The organism is Modestobacter lacusdianchii (assembly GCF_054177765.1).
Window position 1 is genome coordinate 143,963 of sequence record NZ_JBJJTJ010000001.1, and the last position, 22,823, is coordinate 166,785.

The following is a 22,823-nucleotide window of genomic DNA, read 5'->3' on the forward strand; positions in this document are numbered from 1 at the left end:
GGGGCCGGGTCCCCCCGTCACCGTCCCGTCGCCGGCAGGCCCCTGCCGCGTCCCGTCGCCGGCCACCGGCGGCGGGACGCCGTGGGCCGGGTCAGGCGGAGCGGCGGGCGCGTTCCCGGCGGGCCAGTTCCCGGTCGGGGGCGCAGGCACCGCACGGGGTGAACCCGTCGGTGCGCGCCTCCACCATCGGCAGCGGAACCGGCTGGGTGCCCGCCAGGTGCGGGCACCGGGGCAGGTGGTAGCGCGGGTGCTCGTCGACCACCATCACCTCGTCGGTCAGGTCGAGCACGAGCAGCAGGTCGGTCACCTCCACCTCCTCCGCCGGCGGCTCACCGTCCGCACCGATCGACGGGGTGCCGGGTTCGGACCGGGCGTGCGCCCCGGTCGCGGGGCCGTCCGGCAGCCGGGCGGACGAGCCCGGGGGGCGGCCCGGCTCGAGGTCGGCTGACCGGGGTGTCCCCCGGCCGTCGGTGCGCGATCCCGCGTCCAGGCGTCCGTCCGCGCCCTGGCCCAGGCGTGCGCGGAGTCCCGGGTCCGTCCGCGGGACGGGGGGCAGGGTCGCCGGTGGGAGCCGGACCACGGAGGCGCCGCCACGGGTCCCGCCGGGCGGCGCGCCCGGTGGCGGCGCCTCCGTGGTGGCCCGCCGGCCAGTACCGGCCCGGGCCCGGCGGCGCCGGCGGAGCTCGCCGGCCACCAGGAGCACGACTGCAGCCGAACTGGCTCCGAAGGAGGCCCACTGCACCGTGGTCGACCCCGCGACCAGCCCGGCGACCAGCAGGCCCACGGCTCCCAGCACGAAGACCCCTGCGACGAGCACCACAGCCGGATGCTAGCCGCGCGATCCCCTGCCGGCCCCGGACGCGGAGGAGCCCCTCCGGACCGAGGTCCGGAGGGGCTCCATCACTGCTGGAACGGCCCTCCCCCGGGGCCCGCCACGAGCGGGTCGGTGGAGAGCGGCATGTGCTCCGTCAGGCGCTGACGTGCTGGCTCTGCCGGGCGTTGGACGAGGGCTCGGCCGAGCCCCGGCTGTCCAGGTCGCGCAGGTGCGACTCCAGGTAGGAGCGCAGCCGGGTGCGGTACTCGCGCTCGAAGGTGCGCAGCTCGTCGACCTTGCGCTCCAGGCTCGCCCGCTTCTCCTCCAGGGAGCCCATCGCCTCGACGTGCTTCCGCTCGGCGTCCTGCTGCAGGGCGGTGGCCTTGGCGCGGGCCTCGCGCTCCATCGTGTCGGCCCGGGTGCGGGCGTCGCCGAGCATCGCGTCGGCGCGGCTCTTGGCCTCGCCCACCATCTGCTCGCTCTTGGCGCGGGCCTCCGACAGCATCCGGTCGCTGGTGCTCTTGGCGCTGCCGACCATCTGCTCGGACTGGGCCTTGGCCTCGTTGACGTGCCGCTCGGCGGTCTCGGTCGCCAGGGCCAGCATCCGGGAGGCCCGGATGGCGTCGTCCTCTCGCACCTGCGGCGCGGCCGGCTGGGCCGGGGGCGGCGGCGGGGCCGCGACGGTCATCGGGGCCGACTCGGGGCGCTCGTCGCGCGAGCCACCGCCCCCGGACGCGCGGAGGTCGTTGTTCTCCTCGATCAGGCGGGCCAGCTCGGCCTCCACCACGTCGAGGAAGGCATCGACCTCGTCCTCGTCGTAGCCGCGCTTGCCGATCGGCGGCTTCTTGAAGACGACGTTGTGCACGTCGGCGGGAGTCAGTGGCATGCGGCTCACCTCAGGTCGGACGGGAGGAACGGACACGGACGCAGACCGGCGGCGAACCGCTCGGTGTCCGCACCCCGCTCCGGAGAGACAGGACGAGTCATGCGTAGGAGTAGGCCAGGCTGTCCAGGATGCTGCGCAGCAGGATGACGCCGATCAGGAGCACCATAAACCCGAGGTCCAGCCGGATCTGACCCAGGTTCAGCGGTGGGATCACCTTCCGCACCGCCTTCAGCGGCGGGTCGGTGGTGGCGTAGACGACCTCGAGGCCGGCGGCGACCAGCCCCTGCGGCCGCCAGCTGCGGGCGAGCACCATCACCCAGTCCACGACGAACCGGGCGAACAGCAGGATCAGGAAGACGAGCAAGACCGACGAGACGATCTGCAGAAGGAGAGCCACGGTCCTCGCTCGTTCAGGGCACCTCGTGCCGGGTGGTCACGACGCGCAGTCGATCAGGACTGGCTGAAGAACCCGCCCTCACGGATCCGGGCCTTGTCCTCAGCAGTCACGTCCACGTCCTGCGGGCTGAGCAGGAAGACCTTGGCCGTGACCCGCTCGATACTACCGTGCAGGCCGAACGTCAGACCGATGGCGAAGTCGACCAGTCGCTTCGCGTCGGCGTGCTCCATGTCGGTGAGGTTCATGATCACCGGCATGCCGTCCCGGAAACGCTCGCCGATCGTGCGCGCCTCGTTGTAGGACGCCGGGTGCACCGTGGTGATCCGGTAGCCCTGCGGCTTGGGCTCCGGGGCCGCGACGGGCGCCGGCGCGGGGGCCGGGACGACCGGCTCGCTCATCGCGAGGCCGGCCGAGCCGGACGTCGCCGTCCCACCAGCGGAGATGCCGCCACCGGAGACGCCGCCACCGGAGATGCGGCTGCGGGCCGCGGACGCCGACCCGAGCCCCGTGCCACCGGCGGCGGCCAGGCGGGCGGAGGTGCTGCCCGTCGTCGTGCCGGCCAGGCCGAGCGTGCGCGGGCCGGCCGGCCGCCGACCGAGGGAGACCTCGGGCTCGGGCGGGAGCTCCTGGGCGAAGTTGTCGCCGGCATGGTCGTACTGGTCGGCCGGGTGGTCGTCGTAGCCGGCCGAGCCGTAGGCGTCGGCGTACCCGTACCGGTCCCCGGCGACGTCGGCCGCGGGGTCGTCGTCGTAGGAGGTGGCGTAGCGGTCGTAGCCGCGGTCGTAGCCCCGGTCGTCGTGGTCGTAGTCGCTCTGCCGCGACGCGTAGCGGTCGTACCCACCACGGGCGTCGTCGTCCTCGACGAGGCCCAGGTAGACCCCCATCCTTCGCATGGCTCCGGCCATCGGACGTCTCCCTCTGGTCTCGTCGCAGGACGACTCGTGCTGAACAGGTGATCGGTGGTGCTGGTGGTGCTCGTGTGACTCGGGAGGGCGCACGGGTGCCGCGTCACTCCCCTGGACCGGAGGTTAGGGGGCGGGCGCCGAACAACGCGGTACCGACACGCACCTCGGTGGCCCCAGCTGTCACAGCCGCCTCCAGGTCGCCGCTCATGCCTGCCGAGAGCTCCAGGGCAGCAGGATGGTCGGCCCGGACCCGGGCGGCGAGCTCGGCCAGCCGGGCGAACGCCGGCGCGGGCGCCTCCCCGCGCGGGGCCACGGCCATCAGCCCGAGCAGCCGCAGGCCCGGCGCCTCCGCCACCGCGTCGGCCAGGCCGGGCACCTCGTCCGGGTCGGCGCCCCCGCGGGCGCCCAGCTCGCCCTCCGGCCCACCCAGGTCGACCTGCAGGTGGACGTCGACGGTGCGGCCCTCCCGGTCGGCAGCCCGGCTCAGCGCCTGGACCAGCGACGCCCGGTCGACCGACTGCACCCCGGCACCCAGCCGGACGACGGCGGCGGCCTTGTTCCGCTGCAGCTGCCCGACCAGGTGCCAGCGCAGCCCGGTCAGGTCCGCGAGGTCGGCCGCCTTGCCGGCGAGCTCCTGCACCCGGTTCTCGGCGAAGTCCAGCTGGCCCAGCCCGGCGAGGGCGCGCACGTCCTCGGCGGGCCGGGTCTTGCTCACCGCCAGCAGCCGCACCGACGCCGGGTCACGGCCGGCCGCCCGCGCGGCCGCGTCGATCCGCTCCCGGACCGCCTGCCGGTTCTCGGCGAGTCGGCCGACCCCGTCCTCCTCACCCCTCGCGAGCTCGGGGCGAGCCCCGGGACGGGGCAAGGAGGTGCTCACTGGAGCCAGACGACGCCGGCCTGCCGGCCGGTGACGCCGTCCCGCCGGTGGCTGAACAACCGGGGGTCCTCGACCGTGCAGCGCGGGTCGTGGACGACCTGCCGGACCCCGGCACCGCGCAGCACCTCGGCCAGGCCGGCCCGCAGGTCCAGGCCGGGGGTGCCGGTGCGCGTGCGCACCACCGCGGCCGGGGCTACCCGGCCGACCTCGGCCTGCATGGCGGCGGGGACCTCGTAGTCCAGGCCGCACACGGCCGGGCCGAGGAGCGCCTCGACGTCGCTGGGGCGGGACCCGAGCCGGGTCATCGCCGCCAGCGTCGCCGGGACCACCCCGCGCCGCACGCCCTCCCGGCCGGCGTGCACCGCCGCGACGACGCCGGCCACCGGGTCGGCCAGCAGCACCGGCACGCAGTCGGCGGCGAGCACGCAGAGCACCAGGCCGGGGGTGGCCGTGACCAACGCGTCCACGTCGGCCACCGGGTTCTCCCCGGCGTCCTCCACGATGGCGACCCCGGTGCCGTGCACCTGGGTCATCCAGACCAGCTGGTCGGCCGGCACCCCGAGCTCCCCGGCCAGCCGGGCCCGGTTGGCCGCGACGTCGGTGGGGTCGTCGCCGACGTGCCCGCCGAGGTTGAACGAGTCGTACGGCGCAGCAGAGCGGCCGCCCCGCCGGTCGGTGACGACCCGCCTGGGTCGCACCGCCGACGAGACGGCCGATCTGTCGGTCACGAACGCGACCCGCTGCAACCGGCCCCCGTGCAGGGGCCCGCCACGAACTGGCGAGTGGTGGGGGGCACGGGGGTCCTCCTACTGGCTGCGGAGGAACTCGGGGATGTCGAGCTCTTCCTCGAAGTCCTCGGAGGCGAGCGGACGACGGGCGCCGCTGTTCGCCTGACCGCCCGGCATCGGAGGCAGCGGCGGGACGGTCAGCCCACCACCCTGGGGCGGCGTGCTGCCCGGCTGCCCCGCGCGCGGTGCCGTCGTCGACGGCGGCGCCGGAGTGGGGGCGGACGGCGGCGTCGAGGTCGGCCCCGCCACGGGAGCGGCGAGCCGCTCGCCGGTCTGGGCCGGCGCCGGGCGCACCTGGGCCGGCGGGGCCGCCGGCGCCGCCTGGGCGACCGGGGCCGACGTCGCCAGCGGCGTCGTCCCGGCGTCCTTGCGGTTGCTCGGCTTGCCACCGTCGAACCCGGCGGCGATCACCGTGACCCGCACCTCGTCACCCAGGGCGTCGTCGATGACGGCACCGAAGATGATGTTGGCGTCGGGGTGGGCGGCGTCGCTGACCAGCGAGGCCGCCTCGTTGATCTCGAACAGACCGAGGTCGGAACCACCGGAGATCGACAGCAGGACGCCGTGGGCGCCCTCCATCGAGGCCTCCAGCAGCGGCGAGGCGATGGCCTGCTCGGCGGCCAGCAGCGCGCGGTTGTCACCGCGGGCGCTGCCGATGCCCATCAGCGCCGACCCGGCCCCGGACATGACCGACTTGACGTCGGCGAAGTCCAGGTTGATCAGGCCGGGCGTGGTGATCAGGTCGGTGATGCCCTGCACACCGGAGAGCAGCACCTGGTCGGCGGTCCGGAAGGCGTCCATGACGCTGACGTTCCGGTCGCCCAGCTGCAGCAGCCGGTCGTTCGGGATCACGATGAGCGTGTCGCACTCGTTGCGCAGCTCCTCGATGCCCGACTCGGCCTGGACGGCCCGCCGCTTCCCCTCGAAGGAGAAGGGGCGGGTGACCACGCCGATGGTCAGGGCACCGAGCTTGCGGGCGATCGAGGCGACGACGGGCGCACCACCGGTGCCCGTGCCACCGCCCTCGCCCGCCGTCACGAAGACCATGTCGGCGCCCTTGAGCACCTCTTCGATCTCCTCGCGGTGGTCCTCGGCGGCCTGCCGGCCGACGTCGGGCTGCGCGCCCGCGCCCAGGCCGCGGGTGAGCTCACGACCGACGTCGAGCTTGACGTCGGCGTCGCTCATCAGCAGCGCCTGCGCGTCGGTGTTGATCGCGATGAACTCGACCCCCTTGAGGCCGACCTCGATCATGCGGTTGACCGCGTTCACCCCGCCGCCGCCGATGCCGACGACCTTGATGACCGCGAGGTAGTTGTGCGGAGGTGTCATGCTGCGCTCCCCAACTGGACCCTCATCCTCAGGTTAAGCCTTATAGTTATGTCAACTGAGTCGTTGTGGGGACGAAGTTAGGTGTGCCCTCCCGGGGCAGCAAGCACCCCTCCTCGCTCGGCGTGTCCACAGAGCGGATTCGCACGAGCCGCACCCGACCCGTCCGTCACATCTGGCTCACTGCGGGTGACGACTGGCCTGGCCGAGGTCTCACGTCGCGGTGTAGACACCGCGGGAGCACAGCGGCGCGCCCGGGATGGCGGACGCGCAGGTCGTTTTCCCGCCGGGCGTGTCGGAACAGCCCCCCACCGCCGGCCTGACGGACCGATGCCTGCTGACCGCCGACGCCCGCACACCACCGACGGTGACCTCGGTCACCGGAGGACGACGTTGTCCGGGGTGCTGACGTCCAGGGTGTCGGCCGGCTCCAGCTCACCCTCCTCGATCTGGGTCAGCAGCGCGCCCAGCACCTCGGCCTTGCGGTCGGTCCGGGCCGCGCTCCCCCACCGCACCGTCCGGTCGCGGGTGAGGGTCAGCGTCACGTCGTCCCCGGTGGAGGCCGTCACCCCGGTGACCACGTCGCGGACGTCGGCGGGCAGCGCGGTCAGCGCACCGAGCGCGGCCGAGGTGGCCACGTCGTCCGGGCCCGGGTCGGGGACCTCCAGCGGCACGACCCCGGCCGGGGGGGCGCCGGTGATCGTGTCGAAGACCACTCCCCCGGCGTCCACCAGCTGACGGGTCCCGTCCTGCTCGACGACCGCCACCGGCACCCGCTCGGCCACGGTGACGACCACCGTGCCCGGCCAGCCGCGGGTCACCTCGACGGAGGCCACCTGGGGCAGCTGGGCCACCCGCGCGGCCGCGGCGTCGGTGTCCACCCGCACCAGCGGCGTGCCCGCGGCGACCCCGGCCGTCTGCACGACCTGCGCCTCGGACAGCGCCCCGGCCCCGTCGACCCGGACCGTCCGCACCGCCAGCAGCGGGCTGGCCAGGAACACCCACGCCAGGGCACCCAGCACCAGCACCACCGCGCCGAGGACGGCCAGCTGCCGCCGCCGCGGGTGCGTGCGCCGGCGGGACCGGCGCCGCCGGGCCCGCAGCGAGGTCACCGAGGTCGAGCCACCGGACGGGACGGCGCCGCGCCGGCCGCTGCGGGCCCGGTCGCTGGTCGTCATCCCGTTCCGGCTCACCGCGCCGGCCCCGGCTCGTCTCCCGCCGCCTCCGGTGCCGCCAGCGCGGCCAGCACCTCCGGCCCGACCATCGACACGTCACCGGCGCCCATGGTCACCACCACGTCACCGGGTCGGGCCCGCGCCGCCATCGCCGGTGCCGCCGCCGACCAGGACGGCTCGAACGCCACCCGGCCCGGGGGCAGCGGCACCGCGTCGGCCACCAGCGCACCGGTCACCCCGGGCACCGGGTCCTCCCGGGCGCCGTAGACCTCCATGACCACGACCTCGTCGGCCAGGCCCAGCGCGGTGCCGAAACCATCCGCGAACTGGGCGGTGCGGCTGTAGAGGTGCGGCTGGAAGAGCACGAGCAGCCGCCCCGAGCCGACCACCGCACGGGCGGCCCGCAGCTGCGCGGCCACCTCGGTCGGGTGGTGGGCGTAGTCGTCGTAGACCCGCACACCCGCGGCGGTGCCCTTGAGCTCGAACCGCCGGTGCACGCCGCCGAAGCGGCCCAGCCCACCGATCAGCCCGGTGGCCGGGAGCCCCAGCTCCACCCCGGCCAGCAGCGCGGCGGCGCTGTTGAGCGCCATGTGCTCCCCCGGCAGCTGGATGTGCACCTCGCCGAGCACCCGGCCGTCGAGGACCGCGGTGTAGCGGGTGCCGTCGGCAGCGACCCGCAGGTCGTCCAGCCGCAGGTCGGCGTCGGGGTGCCGGCCGTAGGTGCGCACCCGTGCCGCCGCACCGACGCCGGCCAGCCGGGCCGCACCCGGGTCGTCCAGGCAGAGCACCAGGAAGCCGTCGTCGGCGACGGTGCCGACGAAGGTGTCGAAGGCCTCCTCGACCGCGGCCAGGTCGCCGTAGTTGTCCAGGTGGTCGGCCTCGACGTTGGTGACGATCGCCCCCAGCGGGGCCAGCAGCAGGAACGACCGGTCGCTCTCGTCGGCCTCGGCGAGGAAGACGTCGCCCTGCCCGGAGTGGGCGTTGGACCCCGACTCGTTCAGCGTCCCGCCGATGGCGAACGACGGGTCGACCCCGCAGGCCTGGACGGCGACGGTGAGCATCGACGTCGTCGACGTCTTGCCGTGCGTGCCGGCCACGGCCACGCTGCGCCGGCCGGCCATGACGGCGGCCAGGGCCACCGCCCGGGGCAGCACCCGCAGCCCGCGCCCACGGGCCGCCAGGAGCTCGGGGTTGTCGTCCCGGATGGCGGTGGAGACCACGACGGTGGCGGCCGCACCCAGGTGCTCGCCGGCGTGGCCGACCTCCACCCGGGCACCGAGGGCGTCCAGCGCCCGCAGCGCCGGGGACTCCCGCCGGTCGCTGCCCGACACCGGGACGCCCCGGGCCAGCATGATCCGGGCGATCCCGCTCATCCCCGCGCCGCCGATGCCGATGAAGTGCACCGCGCCCAGCTCGGCCAGCGCCGGGATGGGCCCGCGCCAGGCGGCGACGTCGTCGGCGCTCATCGGCTGCCCACCCCCTCGCCGGCGACCTGCAGCACGAGGTCGGCGAGCCGCTCGTCGGCGTCCCGGGAGCCGGCGGCGGCGGCGTGCCGGGCCAGCCCGGCGAGCTGCTGGGGGTCGGTGAGCAGGGGCACCAGCTGGGCCTCGATCCAGGAGGGCGACAGGTCGGCGTCGGCCACCAGGAGACCACCACCGGCCTCCACCACGGGCAGGGCGTTGAGCCGTTGTTCGCCGTTGCCGATCGGGAGCGGCACGAAGGCGGCCGGCAGCCCGACGGCGGACAGCTCGGCGACGGTGACGGCGCCGGAGCGGCACAGCGCCAGGTCGGCCGCGGCGTAGGCCAGGTCCATCCGCTCCAGGTAGTCGACCACCACGTACGGTGCCGCGCCGGCCGGGCGGGCGGGCACGGTGACGTCGGTGTTCTTGGGCCCGCGGGCGTGCAGCACCTGCACCCCCGCGGCGGTGAGCGCGTCGGCGGCGGCCACCGCGGCGCGGTTCAGCGAGGCCGCCCCCTGGGAGCCGCCGAAGACCAGCAGCGTGGGCCGGTCGGCGTCCAGGCCGAAGGCCGCCCGCGCCTCCGCCCGTCGTGCGGCGCGGTCCAGGCCGCTGATCGAGGTGCGCAGCGGCATGCCCACGTGCTGCCCGCCGCGCAGCGGGGTGCCGGGCACCGTGACCGCGACGGCCGCGGCGACCCGCGCGCCGATCCGGTTGGCCAGCCCGGGGAGGGCGTTCTGCTCGTGCACCACCACCGGCACACCGGCCCGGCGGGCGGCCAGGTAGGCCGGCAGCGCGACGTAGCCGCCGAAGCCCACCACCACGTCGGCGTCCAGCTCGGTGAGCAGGGCCCGGGTCTCGGCGACCGAGCGGCGGACCCGGCCGGGCACCCGCAGCAGGTCGGGGGTGGGCTTGCGGGGCAGCGGCACCGGCGGGATGAGCCGCAGGTCGTAGCCGCGGGCCGGCACCAGCCGGGTCTCCATGCCGCGGGCGGTGCCCAGGCAGGTGACCCGGGGGGTGCCACCGGGGGCGCTGCCGCCGGTGGTGCCACCGCGCCGGGTCAGGGCGTCGGCGAGGGCCAGCATCGGCTCGATGTGCCCGCCGGTGCCGCCGCCGGCGAGCACGACGGAGACCGGGCGGGCACCGGTCGGCTCAGCCGCTCCGGCGCCGGGGGCGGACTGGGGGGAGGTCACAGGGGGCGTGGCCGTTCCGTTCTCGGGGGGCGGGGCCGGGCGACCGGCCGCGCCCGCGCGGCGGGGGGTTCACCGGGACCACCGGGGTCGCGGGGCACGTCGCGGAGGACGGGCCCGGCGGCCGGGGGCCGGTTGCGGACGATCGGACGGTCACCGGCTGGGGGCCGGCCGCGCCCAGTCTGCCGCTGGGCCGCACCCCGGCGCGCGTCCGGGGCGCCCGCCCAGGCGCCGGGCACCGGACGCCGGGGGTCCGGCCGGGGCTCGCGGGTACCGGGACGCACGGCCAGCTGCTCCTGGGTGCGCAGCCCGGGCACCCGGGTGACCGTGCGACCGGGGCGCCACGGGGCGGGGTCCGCCGGACCGGGGCGTGCGCCGGTGCCCGGGCGCGCCGGCCGGCGCCGGCGGGAGGGCACCGGGTCGATCGCCGCGGCCGGTACCGGCAGCAGCAGCCGGGCCAGCCAGCCGCGGCGGGCGTGCCGCTCGTGGGCGATCGCGGCCGGCTCGGAGCGGGCGAACCGGGCCAGCAGCCCGACCACGAACAGGGTGAGCACCAGCGACGTGCCACCGGCGGAGATCAGCGGGAGGGTGACACCGGTGACCGGCAGCAGCCCGACGACGTAGCCCATGTTCATCGTCGCCTGGCCGACCAGCCACACCGTGATGGCGATGCTGGCCAGCTGCACGAACCGGTCGGTCGAGCGGCGGGCGATCCGGAACCCGGCCCAGGCCAGCATCGCGTACAGGCCGATCACCACCAGGCAGCCGAGGAAGCCCAGCTCCTCACCGATGATGGCGAAGATGTAGTCGGACTCCGCGTGCGGCAGCAGGTTCCACTTCAGCGCGCTGTTGCCCAGTCCCACGCCCCACACGCCGCCGGTGGCCAGCGCGTAGAAGCCGCGGATGGCCTGCATGCCGTCGCCCAGCGGGTCGGCGAACGGGTCGAGGAACGAGGTCACCCGGGCCATCCGGTACGGCGCCACCGCGACCATCAGCGCGACCAGTGCCGCCACCAGCGCGACCGCGCCGGCGATGTAGCGGCGGGACAGCCCACCGGCCCACATCAGCCCCGCCACCACCAGGCCGAGGCTGACCACGGCGCCCATGTCCGGCTCGGCGAGCAGCAGCAGGCACATCAGCACGAACACCGGGATGACCGGGACCAGCAGTGACCGGGTGGTCAGGTACCGCTCCCGCAGGGCGAGGACGTGGGCGCCCCACAGCGCGAAGACCAGCTTGGCCAGCTCGGAGGGCTGGAAGTTGGTGAAGCCCAGGTCGAACCAGGCCCGCGAGCCGTTGAGCTTCAGCCCGATGCCCGGGACCAGCACCAGGAGCAGCAGGAGGAAGACCAGCAGCATCCCCCGGCCCGCCCACTGCCGGATGCGCCCCACGGGGAGCCGCATCGCCACGAGCATGCCGGCCAGGCCGATCCCGGCGAAGGTCAGCTGCCGGACGCCGGGCAGCCAGGCCGGCTGGCCGGAGGTGGCCGCCTCGATCGAGGAGGCGGAGAAGACCATGACCAGGCCGATCGCCAGCAGCATGCCGGCCGAGCCGAGCACCAGGTGCGAGCTGGTCATCGGCCCGTCGAGCCAGGCGGGCCCGCGGAAGCGGGCGGCCACCCCGGCGCGGGGTGCGGGAGCGGGCTCGGGCGGGCGGGTGGGCACGGCCCGGCGGTCGCGGGTGGTCGTGGCCATCCCGGCTCAGCCCAGCGCCCGGACGGCGGCGGCGAACGCCCGGCCGCGGTGGGCGTAGTCGGTGAAGACGTCCATCGACGCGGCCGCGGGCGCCAGCAGCACGGTGTCCCCCGGTCGGGCCAGGCGGACGGCGGCCGCCACCACCTCACCCATCACCCGGTCCCCGTCAGTCCCATCCGTCACGGCGTCATCGTCGCCGCTGGGGACCACGGTGCGCGGGACCGACGGGGCGTGTCGCGCCAGCGACCGGGCCAGCTGCTCGCGGTCCCGGCCCAGGAGGACCACCCCGGCCAGCCGGTCGGCGACCGAAGCGACCAGCGGGTCGACGTCGGCGCCCTTGAGCAGGCCGCCGGCGATCCAGACCACCCGCGGGTAGGCGGCCAGCGAGGCGCCGGCGGCGTGCGGGTTGGTCGCCTTGCTGTCGTCGACGAAGTCCACGCCGTCCACGTTGCCGACCAGCACGTTGCGGTGGGCGCCGCCGCGGAACCCGGCGAGGCCGCGGCCGACCGCCGCGGCGTCGATCCCGGCCGCGCGGGCCAGCGCGGCGGCGGCGAGGGCGTTGACGGTGTTGTGCGGGCCGCGGACCTGCAGCGCGTCCAGCTCGACGAGCACCTCGCCGGCGGGCTCGGCGCTGAAGGCGCGGTCGACCAGTGCCCCGGCCCGGACCCCGAGCTGGCCGCGCGCCGGCTCGTCGAGGGTGACCGTGACCGGGTGCCGGTGGTTGGCGACGACCGCGGAGGCCACCGGGTCGCCGGCGTCGGCGACCGCGACCGGCGCGAACCGCACCAGCTGCGCCTTGGCGTCGCGGTAGGCGTCGAAGGAGCCGTGCCAGTCGACGTGGTCGTCGGCCACGTTGAGCACGCAGGCGGCGTCCGGGGCGATCGAGGAGGACCAGTGCAGCTGGAAGCTGGACAGCTCCACGGCGATCGCGTCGTAGGCGGGGCTGCCGTCGGCGGCGCGGGCGGTGACCACCTCGACCAGCGGCCGGCCGACGTTGCCCGCCGCGACGGCGCGGCGGCCACCGGCCAGCAGCACCTGCTCGAGCATGGTCACCGTCGTCGTCTTGCCGTTGGTGCCGGTGACGGCGTACCAGGGGGCCGGCCGGCCCCCTGGGGCGGCGATCCGCAGCCGCCAGGCCAGCTCCGGCTCCCCGACGACCTCCAGGCCGCGGGCGGCCGCGGCCACCAGCAGCGGGGAGTCCGGCCGCCAGCCCGGGGAGGTGACCACCAGGTCGACCCCCTCCGGCGGGGCGTCCACCGGGCCCAGCCACCGGGCACCGGCGGCGACCAGCTCGGCCAGCACGGCCGGCTCCGCGGCGTCGGTGAGCAGCACCTCGTCGCCGCGGGCCAGCAGCACGCGGGCGGCCGCGGCGCCGGAGACCCCCAGACCGGCCACCAGCACGGTGCCCATCGGCTGCTGCCCGCTCTCCTCCACCGGTCTGCTCACAGCCCCGTGATGGAGAGCCAGTCGGCGTAGAACAGGCCCAGGCCGAAGGCGACCGCCATGCCGGTGACCAGCCAGAACCGCACGATGACGGTGTTCTCCGCCCAGCCGGCCAGCTCGAAGTGGTGGTGCAGCGGTGCCATCCGGAACACCCGCCGCCGGGTGGCCCGGAAGAAGCCCACCTGGATGACCACCGAGAGGGTCACCGCGACGAAGAGCCCGCCCAGCACGACCAGCAGCAGCTCGGTGCGGGTGACGATCGCCAGCCCGGACATCAGGCCGCCGAGGGCCAGCGAGCCGGTGTCGCCCATGAAGATCCTGGCCGGGGAGGTGTTCCACCACAGGAAGCCCAGGCACGCGCCCATCGCCGCGGCGGCCACCAGCGTCACGTCCAGCGGGTCGCGCACCGTGTAGCAGCCGTCGACGAGCTCACCCGCGCAGTCGTGCCCGAACTGCCAGAACGAGATGATCACGTAGGAGGCGAAGACCATCGCCGAGCAGCCGGCGGCCAGCCCGTCCAGGCCGTCGGTCAGGTTGACCGCGTTCGAGAAGCCGGCGATGAACAGGTAGGCCAGCGCCACGAACAGGAACGCCGGCAGCGTCAGCGGCGCGATGTCCCGGACGAAGGAGACCGCCGTGGTGGCCACGGCCGTGCCGTTCTCGTCGTCGAGCATCAGGGCGAGGACGGCGAAGGTGACCCCGACGACCAGCTGGCCGACCAGCTTGGCGGTCTTGTTCAGCCCGAGGCTGCGCCGGTAGCGGATCTTCAGGTAGTCGTCGAGGAACCCGACCGTGCCCAGGCCGATGAGCAGGAAGAGCAGCAGCAGCCCGGTGGCGGTGACCCCGCGCCCCTCCTGGTTGATCAGGAACAGGTGGGCGACCAGGTAGCCCAGCACGGTGGCCAGCACCATGACGGTGCCGCCCATCGTGGGCGTGCCCTTCTTCGACAGGTGGCTCTCCGGCCCGTCGTCCCGGATCTCCTGGCCGAAGCCGTGCCGGCGGAAGGCCTTGATCGCCAGCGGCGTGACCAGGATCGAGACGATCAGCCCGACGGCGGCGGCGACCAGCACCGACTTCACGCGGTCACCTCCGGGCCGTCCGAGCCCAGCAGCTCCGCGGCGAGCTCCTCGAGCCCGTAGCTGCGCGAGGCCTTGACCAGGACGACGTCGCCCGGGGCCACCACCTCGGCCAAGAACCGCGCTGCCGCGGCCCGGTCCGGCACGTGCACGCTCGTCTCCTGCTCTCCCCCGTGGCTGTCTGCTGCGCCGGCGTCCCGCGCACCGCGCTCGGCCAGTGCACCGGTGTACACGCCCACGGCGTCCGGGCCGACCGCGACCAGCAGGTCGACCCCGGCGCGCACCGCGTCCCGGCCCAGCCGGGCGTGCGCGGCGTCCGCGGCCGGCCCCAGCTCCCCCATGGCGCCGAGGACGGCGATCCGGCGGCGACCCGGCAGCCGGACCAGCGCCGCCAGCGCGGCCCGCATCGACTCGGGGTTGGCGTTGTAGGCGTCGTTGACCACCGTCACACCGTCGGCGCGCCGGGTGACCTCCATCCGCCAGCGGCTGCGCGGCCCGGCCGCCGACAGCGCGGCGGCGACCTGCGCGGGGGTCATCCCGGCGGCCAGTGCGGCACCGGCCGCGGACAGCGCGTTGGCCACCTGGTGCAGCCCGACGACCTGCAGCGCGACGGGGTGCTGCTCGCCGCCGGCCTGCAGGGTGAACCGCGGGCGGGCGCCGTCGTCCAGCGTCACGTCGGTGGCCCGGACGTCGGACTCGTCCTCGACGCCGGTGGTCACGACGGCCGCCGAGGTGCGCGGCGCCATGCCGATCACCCGCGGGTCGTCGGCGTTGAGCACCGCGGTGCCCTCGGCCGGCACGGCCTCGACCAGCTCGCCCTTGCTGGTGGCGATCACCTCGGCGCTGCCGAACTCGCCGAGGTGCGCGGACCCCACGTTGAGCACCACGCCGATCCGCGGCCGGGCGATCCGGCAGAGCCGGGCGATGTGCCCGGGGCCACGGGCGCCCATCTCCAGCACCAGGTGCCTGGTGTCGGCATCGGCGGTCAGCACGGTCAGCGGCAGCCCGATGTCGTTGTTGAAGGAGCCCTGCGGGCTCACGGTCGGGCCGGCGGTGGCCAGCACCTGGCCGAGCAGGTCCTTGGTGGAGGTCTTGCCCGAGGAGCCGGTGATGCCGACGGTGACCAGCCCGCCCTCGACCAGCCGCCGGTGCACCGCCCCGGCCAGCCGGCCGAGCGCCTCGACCGGGTCGGGCACGACGACGCAGGGCAGCGCCGGGTCCGGCCGGGTGGTCAGCGCCGCGACCGCGCCGGCCGCGGCCGCGGCCGGGACGAAGTCCGCGCCGTCCACCCGCTCGCCCGGCAGGGCCACGAAGAGGTCACCGGCGGCGACGGCGCGGGAGTCGACCAGCACCGAGCCGGAGACCACCAGGTCACCCGCACCGCCGGTCAGCTGCCCACCGACGGCCAGCTCTCCACCGACGGCTCGGGCCACCTCGGCCAGCGTCAGCGCGATCACGCCGGCACCGTCCCGGCGGCCAGCAGCTCCCGCAGCACCGCACGGTCGTCGAAGGGCAGCACCTGACCTCCCACCTCCTGGCCGGTCTCGTGGCCCTTGCCGGCGACCAGCAGGGTGTCACCCGGGCGCGCCAGCGCCACGGCCGCCGCCAGCGCGGCGCGCCGGTCGCCGATCTCCAGCACCTCGGCCCGCTCCCCCGCCGGGACGTCGTCGACGCCGGCCCGCATGGCGCCGCGGATCGTCGCCGGGTCCTCCGACCGCGGGTTGTCGTCGGTGATCACCAGCACGTCGCTGCCGGCCGCGGCCGCGGCGCCCATCGCCGGGCGCTTGCCCGGGTCGCGGTCACCGCCGCAGCCCAGCACCGTGACCAGCCGGCCGGTGGTCGCCCCGCGCAGCGCCCGCAGCGCCGTCGCCACGGCGTCGGGGGTGTGCGCGTAGTCGACGACGGCCATGAACGGCTGGCCGGCGTCCACCGGCTCCATCCGGCCGGGGACGACGGTCTCGGCCAGGCCGGCGACCGCCGTCTCCACCGGCACGCCGACGGCGTCCAGCAGGGCGACGGCGAGCACCGCGTTGGCGACGTTGAAGCTGCCGGGCAGCCGCAGCCGGGCCGGCCAGCTCCGGCCGCCGGGGCCGTGCAGGGTGAAGGTGGACCCGCCGGAGGGGACACCGGCCACGTCGGTGGCCGACCAGTCGGCTGCTGCTCCGGCGGTCGAGACGGTGACCGTGCCGGGGCGGACCAGCCGCCGCCCCGCCGGGTCGTCGACGTCGACCACCTCGACCGCGGCGCGCCCGTCGAAGAGCAGCGCCTTGGCCTGGAAGTAGCTCTCCACGTCGCCGTGGAAGTCCAGGTGGTCGCGGGAGAGGTTGGTGAACCCGGCCGCGGCGAACCCGACGCCGCCGACCCGGCCCTGCACCAGCGCGTGGCTGGACACCTCCATCACCACCGCCTGCACGCCGGCCTCGACCATGGTGGCCAGCAGGGCGTGCAGGTCGGTGGCCTCCGGGGTGGTGCGCACGCTGGGCAGCTCGGTGGTCACCGGCGCGCCGGCGGCGTCCCGGCCCCGGGTGCGGGTCTGCACCGTGCCGATCAGGCCGCTGGGCAGCCCGGCGGCGGCCAGCCCGGCCTCGACCAGGTAGGCGGTGGTGGTCTTGCCGTTGGTGCCGGTGATGCCCAGCACGCGCAGCTGCTCGGTGGGCCGGCCGTACACCCGGGAGGCGACCGCGCCGAGCACGGCCCGCGGCTCCGGGGTGACGCACACCGCCAGCCCGGTCGCCCGGGCCTCGGGCTCCCCCGCGGGGTCGGTGAGCACGGCGACCGCGCCCCGGGCGGCGGCGTCGGCGGCGTGGCGGGCGCCGTGGGTGCGCGCGCCGGGCAGGGCCGCGTAGAGGTCGCCGGGGCGGACCTCACCGGAGGCGAGGGTGACGCCGCGCACGGTCAGGTCGGCCTCCCCCTGCACGGGGGCACCGACGAGGTCGGCGAGGTCGGTGAGCGGGAGCGGGCGGTTCCCCGTTGGCCGGGGCACCGACCCTGGCGCGGTCGAGGTCACGTCGGTCCAATCTACCGGCGCGGGCCCGGCCGGCCCGGTCACCCGCCGGCCCCGTGTCGCCGGGGCCGGTGGGGTGGCCATGCCGCTGGTCGGGGTGAGGGGGGCGCTGGTGCGGGTCAGGGGACGGTCAGGGTGAAGTCCGGCCGCGACGAGCCGGAGGGGACGACGCCGCCGGACATCAGCGCGTAGCGCATGACGTCGGCGAACAGCGGGGCGGCCACCTGGCCGCCCTCGGCGTCGCTGGTGGGCCGCTCGAGGTCGACGGCGACCACGTACTGCGGGTCGTCGGCCGGGGCGTAGCCGACGAAGGTGGTGAAGTAGCCGCCGCCGGCGTAGCTGCCGGTCTCGGGGTTGGCCCGCTGCGCGGTGCCGGTCTTGCCGGCCACCCGGAAGCCGTCGACCTCACCGAGCGGCGCCGTGCCGCCGGGGCCGACGACGGCCTCGAGCATGTAGGTCAGCTGGTCGGCGGTGGACTCGCTGACCACCCGCACGCCCTCGGGCTGCGGGGTGTCGGTGACCGTGCCGTCGGCGGCGGTCACCGAGGAGACGATCCGCGGCGGGATGCGCACGCCGTCGTTGGCCAGGGCCTGGTAGACCGACGCCATCTGCAGCGTCGTCACCGAGATGCCCTGGCCGATCGGCACGTTGGCCGCCCGGGCGGGGCTCCAGTCGGCGGAGTCCTGCAGGATGCCGGCGCTCTCGCCGGGCAGCTCGATGCCGGTGGTCGACCCCAGGCCGAACGCCCGCAGGTAGCGCTCGAACGTGCTGTCCCCGACCTCGCGGGCCAGCATGATCGACCCGACGTTGCTGGACTTGGCGAGGATCCCGGTCAGCGTGAAGTCGATCGGCTCGTGGTCGTGGGCGTCGGTCACCACGACGTCCCCGGCCTGGATGTGCCCGTCGACGTTGAGCACGGTGTCCTTGGTGGCCTTGCCCTCCTCGATGGCGGCGGCCAGCGTGACCGCCTTCATCACCGAGCCGGGCTCGTAGACGTCGGAGACCACCGGGTTGCCCAGCAGCGCGGGGTCGGTGGTGTTGTAGCTGCCCGGGTCGTACCCGGGGCAGGAGGCCAGCGCCGCGACCTCGCCGGTGTGCACGTCCTGCACCACCGCGGAGGCGGACGTGGTCGCCTCGTCGGCGCAGGCGGCGTCCAGCGCCTGCTGGACGACGAACTGCAGGTCCTCGTCCAGGGTCAGCTGCACGGTGCTGCCGTCGGTGGCCGGCCGGGACTCGTTGATCCCCGACGGGATCGGGTTGCCCCTGCCGTCGACCTCGACCCGCTGGGCGCCGTCGGTGCCGGCGAGCTCCTCCTCGAACACCTGCTCGACCCCGGCCAGCCCCTCGCCGTCCCGGCCGACGAAGCCGACGACCTGGCCCCCCACGGCACCGGCCGGGTACAGCCGGACCGGGTCGTCGACCAGCACCAGCCCGCCCTGGGTGGCGGCAGGCAGCTCGCGGATCTGGTCGGCGATCTCGGTGGAGACCTCCTCGGCCAGGACGACGTAGCGCCCCTCCCGGGTCAGCTTCTCGGTGAGCTCGTCCACCGGCACGCCCAGCAGCGTGGTCAGCGCCAGCGCGGTGCGCGTCGGGTCGGCGACGACGGTCGGGTCGGCGGTCACCCGGACGGCGTCCACCGAGTAGGCGAGCACCTTGCCGTTGCGGTCGGTGATCTGCCCGCGGACGGCCTCGATCGGGTAGTTGCGCAGCCGGTCCTTCTCCGCGGCCAGCTGGAGGGCCTCGCCGTCGACCCCCTGCAGGACGACGAGCTTGCCCACCACGACCACCAGCAGGGTGATCAGGAAGGCCAGCCCCAGCCGGTTGCGCCGGTCGCGCTGGACCGTGCCCAGGGCCGGCCGGCGGCGACGGGAGCCGGGGTCACGGCGCGACCGCAGGGCGTCACCGCGACCCGCCGGGCCGGTGGACCGGCCGCCGTCCCACCGGGGGGCGACGGGGCGGATCGGCGGAGGAGGACCAGCGGAGCGCACGGATCAGTTCCCGGGGGTCGGCGACGAGGGGTCGGTCTCGGTCTCGGTCTCGGGCACGGGCACGGGCGCCGGTTCGGCGGTGCCCACGACCACCGAGGTGCCGTCGGGCTGCAGCACCAGGTGGGCGGCCGCCCCCGGCTGGACCAGCCCGGCCGCCGCGGCGGCGCGGGCCAGTTCGGCTGCGGTATCGGCAGCGACGACCTGCTGCTCCAGTCGAGCGACCTCCTCGGCCTGCTCGGCGTTGGCGACCCGCTGCTGGGTGGCCTGCAGCGAGTCGACGGCGATCGCGGTGTTGAGCAGCAGCAGCCCCAGGGTGGTGGCGACCAGCAGCCCGACCAGCAGGACGGCGAACGGGGCCCGCCGGGTGCGCCCGGCCGGGCGGCGGCTGCGGACCCGGCGGGGCGTGCGGGCCGGGGCCGGGGGCACCAGGCGCAGCTGCGCGCCGGCGGTGATCGGCCCGGTGCGCCGGGTCGAGGAGCTGCGCGGCACGTGCACCGGGCCGGTGGTGGTGCGCGGGCCGGTGGCGCGGGCGGTCGTGGCACGGGCCGGTGCGGTCCGCGCGGTGCTGCTGCGGGTGGCGCCGGTCCGGGCCGGACCGGGGCGGGCGGCCCCCGCCGTCGTCCGGGGGGTGGTCGGGCGGGGCACGGCCCGCGCGGGCTGGCTCATGGGTGCTCCTCGCGGACGGTCGTGGACTGGGTCGGTGCGGGGCTGGTCGGTGCGGGGGTCGCCGGCACCGGTGCGGGGGCGCCCGGGGGTGCGGTCACGGTCGCCGGACCCGCTCGGCCGCCCGGACCCGCGCGGAGGCGGCCCGGGGGTTGGCGGCCAGCTCGGCCTCGCCGGGCGCCTCGCCGCCCCGGGTGACCAGCCGGAGCACCGGCGCGTGCTCGGGCATCGGCACCGGCATGCCCGGCGGGGTGCGGTCGGTGGCCTCGGCCGCCAGGGTCTGCTTCACGATGCGGTCCTCGAGGGAGTGGAAGCTGATCACGACCACCCGGCCACCGACGGCCAGGGCGTCGATGGCGGCCGGGAGGGCGCGGGTGAGGACGCCCAGCTCGTCGTTGACCTCGATCCGCAGGGCCTGGAAGGCCCGCTTGGCCGGGTGCCCGCCGGTGCGGCGGGTGGCGGCGGGGATCGCGTCGCGCACCAGCTCGGCCAGCCGGGCGGTGCCGGTGAACGGCTCACGCTCACGCTCGCGCTCGATGGCCGCGGCGATCCGGCCGGCGAACCGCTCCTCGCCGTAGACCTTGAGCACCCGGGTCAGCTCGCCGCGGGAGTAGGTGTTCACCACGTCGGCGGCGGTGCGTGGGCCGGTGGGGTCCATCCGCATGTCCAGGGGCGCGTCGGTGGAGTAGCTGAACCCGCGGGTGGGGCGGTCCAGCTGCAGCGAGGAGACGCCCAGGTCGAACAGGACGCCCTGCACCTCGGGCACGCCCAGCCGGTCGAGGACGTCGGGCAGCTCGTCGAAGACGGCGAGCACCAGCGTGGCGCGGTCGGCGTGACCGGCGGCGGCGATCCGCGCGGCTGCCTCGGCGCGGGCGTCGGGGTCGCGGTCCAGCCCGATCAGCCGCAGGCCGGGGTGCGCGCCCAGCAGGGCCAGGGAGTGGCCGGCCAGGCCCAGGGTGCAGTCGACCAGGACGGCGCCGTCGGCGCTCAGCGCCGGGGCCAGCAGCTCGGTCACGCGGTCCAGGAGGACGGGGACGTGCAGCGCGGGCCCGGTGGGCTCGGGGCTGCTCATCGACGGGCTCCTCTGTGCTGCTGTCGGGGCTGGGCGGGCTCGTGGACGGGCGGGCCGCTCGGGTGGGTGGGGCGGAGTGGGGCGGGTGGAGCCGGGTGGAGCGGAGGTGGGGCGCGGACCGGGCCCGGCCCTGGCCCGCCGCCCCGCAGGGCCCGCCTGGCGCCGGGGAAGCGGTACCAGGAGGAGCCCTGCTGGGGCGGCTGGGGCGGTCGTGCCGTGCGGTGGGCGTCGAGCCGGGGGGAAGTCGGCTCGGTGCCCGGGTCCCGACCGAGCCGGGGGGAAGTCGGCTCGCTCGGGGAGTTCGGGGTCGTGCTGGGGTCGTGCGGTGGGGCTCGGTGGGGCGGGTCAGGACAGGGTCGGCATCCCCTCGCTCTCCATCGCGGCGAAGATCGCCTCCTGTTCGGCCACGTAGGCGTCCCAGGTGGTGGCGTCCCAGATCTCGAAGCGGGTGTCGACACCGACGACGACGACGTCGCGGTCCAGGCCGGCGTACTCCCGCAGGCTGGCGGGGAGGGTGATCCGCCCGGTCTTGTCCGCCTCGACCTCGACCATCGAGCCGAAGCTCATCCGGGCGTGCATGCGGGCGGCGTTGGTGTCAGCGGGGGCCATCGCCTTGAGCGCGGTGCTCTGCTCGGCGACTCGGGCCATGGTCAGCCCGTAGATGCAGCGTTCCTGGCCCTTCTTGATCACCATCCCGTCGGCCACGAGCTCGCGGTAGCGGACCGGCAGGGCGAGCCGGCCCTTCTCGTCCAGCCGCAGGGGGTAGCTGCCGACGAACACCGGATCACCCCCCGCATCTGTCCTCCTCTGGCTGTGCCGACCCCCATCCCTGGGGTCGGCCTCCCCATTGCGCGACACAGTAACCCACTGGCCCCCACTGGACACCACTTCGCGACGTGTCGCCCCCTCTCCCCCACCACGCCCCACCGGGTCCGCCGCCGGCCTCCCCGATCACCGGAACCGGATCGGCCGCGCCGGGCCCTGAACAGCACGTACCGTGGGCCGGGTGACGGAGGGCACGGCAGAGCTGCGGTCGGGTCGGGGTGCCACGGAGCTGACCTCCGCGCCCTCGAACGGCACCGGCCCACACGCCGCAGAGACAGCGCACCCGGGCACCGACCAGCCCGACCTGGACGTGGCCGCCGAGGGCGCCCGGCTGGCCGAGGCGATCGGCCGGGTCGTCGAGGGCAAGCCCGACGTCGTCCGGCTGGCACTGGTCGTGCTGCTGGCCGAGGGGCACCTGCTCATCGAGGACGTGCCCGGGGTCGGCAAGACCACGCTGGCCAAGGCGCTGGCCCGCACCATCGACGGCACGGTGCGCCGGATCCAGTTCACCCCCGACCTGCTGCCCAGCGACGTGACCGGCGTGGCCGTCTACGACCAGGAGTCCCGGGCCTTCGAGTTCAAGCCCGGCGCGGTCTTCGCCAACGTGGTCGTCGCCGACGAGATCAACCGCGCCTCGCCCAAGACCCAGTCGGCGCTGCTGGAGTGCATGGAGGAGCGCCAGGTCACCGTCGACGGCGTCACGTACGAGCTGGCCCGGCCGTTCATGGTGGTGGCCACCCAGAACCCGCAGGAGATGGAGGGCACCTACCCCCTCCCCGAGGCCCAGCGCGACCGGTTCACCGCCCGGGTCTCGATGGGCTACCCCGACCGGGACGCCGAGCTGGCCATGCTCGACGAGCGGGCCACCACCGACCCGCTCACCGCGCTCTCCCCGGTCATCGACGCGGCCGGCGTCCGTGGCCTGGTCGCCGCGGTGGGCCGGCTGCACGTCGCCGAGCCGCTGCGCCGCTACGTGGTCTCGCTGGTGGAGGCCACCCGCCGCTCCCCCGACCTGCGCCTGGGCGCCTCCCCGCGGGCCGGGCTGCAGCTGCTGCGTGCCGCCCGCGCGACCGCGGCGCTGGCCGGCCGCGACCACGTGCTCCCCGACGACGTCCAGGCGATGGCCGTGCCGGTGCTGGCGCACCGGCTGCTGCTCACCCCCGACGCGGCGCTGGCCCGCCGGGACACCCAGCGGGTCGTGACCGACCTGCTCGCCGCCGTGCCCGTGCAGCGCGGCCGCTGA

At 75.9% G+C, this 22,823-nt stretch carries 20 protein-coding genes; 1 reads left to right on the forward strand and 19 read right to left on the reverse strand.

All coding sequences use genetic code 11. The features are described from left to right. Window positions 1-91: 91 nt before the first annotated feature. The 19 genes from ACJTNH_RS00700 to mraZ form a co-directional block, all read right to left on the reverse strand. Window positions 92-820, reverse strand: coding sequence for a hypothetical protein (locus ACJTNH_RS00700; RefSeq protein WP_458172282.1), 729 nt, complete (start codon window positions 818-820; stop codon window positions 92-94). A gap of 148 nt (window positions 821-968) precedes the next feature. Further along, window positions 969-1,700, reverse strand: a complete 732-nt coding sequence (gene wag31, locus ACJTNH_RS00705; RefSeq protein WP_458172283.1) for a DivIVA-like cell division protein Wag31 — start codon at window positions 1,698-1,700, stop codon at window positions 969-971. Window positions 1,701-1,797: 97 nt separating this feature from the next. Next, window positions 1,798-2,097, reverse strand: coding sequence for a YggT family protein (locus ACJTNH_RS00710; protein WP_458172284.1), 300 nt, complete (start codon window positions 2,095-2,097; stop codon window positions 1,798-1,800). Window positions 2,098-2,150: 53 nt separating this feature from the next. Then, entirely contained in the window at window positions 2,151-3,002 is an 852-nt protein-coding gene (locus ACJTNH_RS00715) for a cell division protein SepF (protein ID WP_458172285.1), read from the reverse strand. Window positions 3,003-3,105: 103 nt separating this feature from the next. Continuing rightward, on the reverse strand, window positions 3,106-3,879 hold the full coding sequence (locus ACJTNH_RS00720; RefSeq protein WP_458172286.1) for a YggS family pyridoxal phosphate-dependent enzyme: 774 nt from the start codon (window positions 3,877-3,879) through the stop codon (window positions 3,106-3,108). After that, window positions 3,876-4,607, reverse strand: a complete 732-nt coding sequence (gene pgeF / locus ACJTNH_RS00725) for a peptidoglycan editing factor PgeF (RefSeq protein WP_458172287.1) — start codon at window positions 4,605-4,607, stop codon at window positions 3,876-3,878. Before pgeF ends, ACJTNH_RS00720 begins: the two co-directional genes overlap by 4 nt. A 78-nt stretch (window positions 4,608-4,685) precedes the next feature. After that, entirely contained in the window at window positions 4,686-5,996 is a 1,311-nt protein-coding gene (gene ftsZ, locus ACJTNH_RS00730; RefSeq protein ID WP_458172288.1) for a cell division protein FtsZ, read from the reverse strand. A gap of 374 nt (window positions 5,997-6,370) precedes the next feature. After that, on the reverse strand, window positions 6,371-7,171 hold the full coding sequence (locus tag ACJTNH_RS00735) for a cell division protein FtsQ/DivIB (protein WP_458172289.1): 801 nt from the start codon (window positions 7,169-7,171) through the stop codon (window positions 6,371-6,373). Window positions 7,172-7,182: 11 nt separating this feature from the next. Continuing rightward, on the reverse strand, window positions 7,183-8,634 hold the full coding sequence (gene murC / locus ACJTNH_RS00740; protein ID WP_458172290.1) for a UDP-N-acetylmuramate--L-alanine ligase: 1,452 nt from the start codon (window positions 8,632-8,634) through the stop codon (window positions 7,183-7,185). After that, window positions 8,631-9,818, reverse strand: a complete 1,188-nt coding sequence (murG, locus tag ACJTNH_RS00745; RefSeq protein ID WP_458172291.1) for an undecaprenyldiphospho-muramoylpentapeptide beta-N-acetylglucosaminyltransferase — start codon at window positions 9,816-9,818, stop codon at window positions 8,631-8,633. The genes murC and murG overlap by 4 nt, the downstream gene beginning before the upstream one ends. Beyond that, on the reverse strand, window positions 9,815-11,509 hold the full coding sequence (gene ftsW / locus ACJTNH_RS00750) for a putative lipid II flippase FtsW (RefSeq protein WP_458172292.1): 1,695 nt from the start codon (window positions 11,507-11,509) through the stop codon (window positions 9,815-9,817). The genes murG and ftsW overlap by 4 nt, the downstream gene beginning before the upstream one ends. Window positions 11,510-11,515: 6 nt before the next feature. After that, window positions 11,516-12,955, reverse strand: a complete 1,440-nt coding sequence (murD, locus tag ACJTNH_RS00755) for a UDP-N-acetylmuramoyl-L-alanine--D-glutamate ligase (RefSeq protein ID WP_458172293.1) — start codon at window positions 12,953-12,955, stop codon at window positions 11,516-11,518. Beyond that, window positions 12,952-14,031 carry a phospho-N-acetylmuramoyl-pentapeptide-transferase gene (gene mraY, locus ACJTNH_RS00760; protein ID WP_458172294.1) on the reverse strand — a complete coding sequence of 360 codons (1,080 nt, stop codon included), beginning with the start codon at window positions 14,029-14,031 and terminating at the stop codon, window positions 12,952-12,954. Before mraY ends, murD begins: the two co-directional genes overlap by 4 nt. After that, the gene (locus ACJTNH_RS00765) at window positions 14,028-15,485 is read right to left on the reverse strand and encodes a UDP-N-acetylmuramoyl-tripeptide--D-alanyl-D-alanine ligase (RefSeq protein ID WP_458172295.1); all 1,458 of its coding nucleotides are present in this window, start codon (window positions 15,483-15,485) and stop codon (window positions 14,028-14,030) included. Before ACJTNH_RS00765 ends, mraY begins: the two co-directional genes overlap by 4 nt. Continuing rightward, window positions 15,482-17,035, reverse strand: a complete 1,554-nt coding sequence (locus ACJTNH_RS00770) for a UDP-N-acetylmuramoyl-L-alanyl-D-glutamate--2,6-diaminopimelate ligase (protein WP_458172296.1) — start codon at window positions 17,033-17,035, stop codon at window positions 15,482-15,484. Before ACJTNH_RS00770 ends, ACJTNH_RS00765 begins: the two co-directional genes overlap by 4 nt. A 116-nt stretch (window positions 17,036-17,151) precedes the next feature. Continuing rightward, a complete protein-coding gene (locus tag ACJTNH_RS00775; protein WP_458172297.1) occupies window positions 17,152-19,020 on the reverse strand; it encodes a peptidoglycan D,D-transpeptidase FtsI family protein in 1,869 nt (622 codons plus the stop codon). Window positions 19,021-19,023: 3 nt separating this feature from the next. Then, the gene (locus ACJTNH_RS00780; protein WP_458172298.1) at window positions 19,024-19,686 is read right to left on the reverse strand and encodes a hypothetical protein; all 663 of its coding nucleotides are present in this window, start codon (window positions 19,684-19,686) and stop codon (window positions 19,024-19,026) included. 94 nt (window positions 19,687-19,780) lie between these two features. Next, entirely contained in the window at window positions 19,781-20,755 is a 975-nt protein-coding gene (rsmH, locus tag ACJTNH_RS00785) for a 16S rRNA (cytosine(1402)-N(4))-methyltransferase RsmH (protein ID WP_458172299.1), read from the reverse strand. Between the two features lie 345 nt (window positions 20,756-21,100). Next, window positions 21,101-21,535, reverse strand: a complete 435-nt coding sequence (mraZ, locus tag ACJTNH_RS00790; RefSeq protein WP_458172300.1) for a division/cell wall cluster transcriptional repressor MraZ — start codon at window positions 21,533-21,535, stop codon at window positions 21,101-21,103. A gap of 226 nt (window positions 21,536-21,761) precedes the next feature. Between mraZ and ACJTNH_RS00795 the strand changes: the two genes are divergently transcribed. Further along, entirely contained in the window at window positions 21,762-22,823 is a 1,062-nt protein-coding gene (locus ACJTNH_RS00795) for an AAA family ATPase (RefSeq protein ID WP_458172301.1), read from the forward strand.

Coding starts and splice junctions, on each gene's coding strand:
- wag31 (WP_458172283.1), bottom strand. CDS start 1,700: ATGCCACTGACTCCCGCCGACGTGCACAACGTCGTCTTCAAGAAGCCG.
- ACJTNH_RS00715 (WP_458172285.1), bottom strand. CDS start 3,002: ATGGCCGGAGCCATGCGAAGGATGGGGGTCTACCTGGGCCTCGTCGAG.
- ftsZ (WP_458172288.1), bottom strand. CDS start 5,996: ATGACACCTCCGCACAACTACCTCGCGGTCATCAAGGTCGTCGGCATC.
- ACJTNH_RS00735 (WP_458172289.1), bottom strand. CDS start 7,171: ATGACGACCAGCGACCGGGCCCGCAGCGGCCGGCGCGGCGCCGTCCCG.
- murC (WP_458172290.1), bottom strand. CDS start 8,634: ATGAGCGCCGACGACGTCGCCGCCTGGCGCGGGCCCATCCCGGCGCTG.
- ftsW (WP_458172292.1), bottom strand. CDS start 11,509: ATGGCCACGACCACCCGCGACCGCCGGGCCGTGCCCACCCGCCCGCCC.
- ACJTNH_RS00780 (WP_458172298.1), bottom strand. CDS start 19,686: ATGAGCCAGCCCGCGCGGGCCGTGCCCCGCCCGACCACCCCCCGGACG.
- rsmH (WP_458172299.1), bottom strand. CDS start 20,755: ATGAGCAGCCCCGAGCCCACCGGGCCCGCGCTGCACGTCCCCGTCCTC.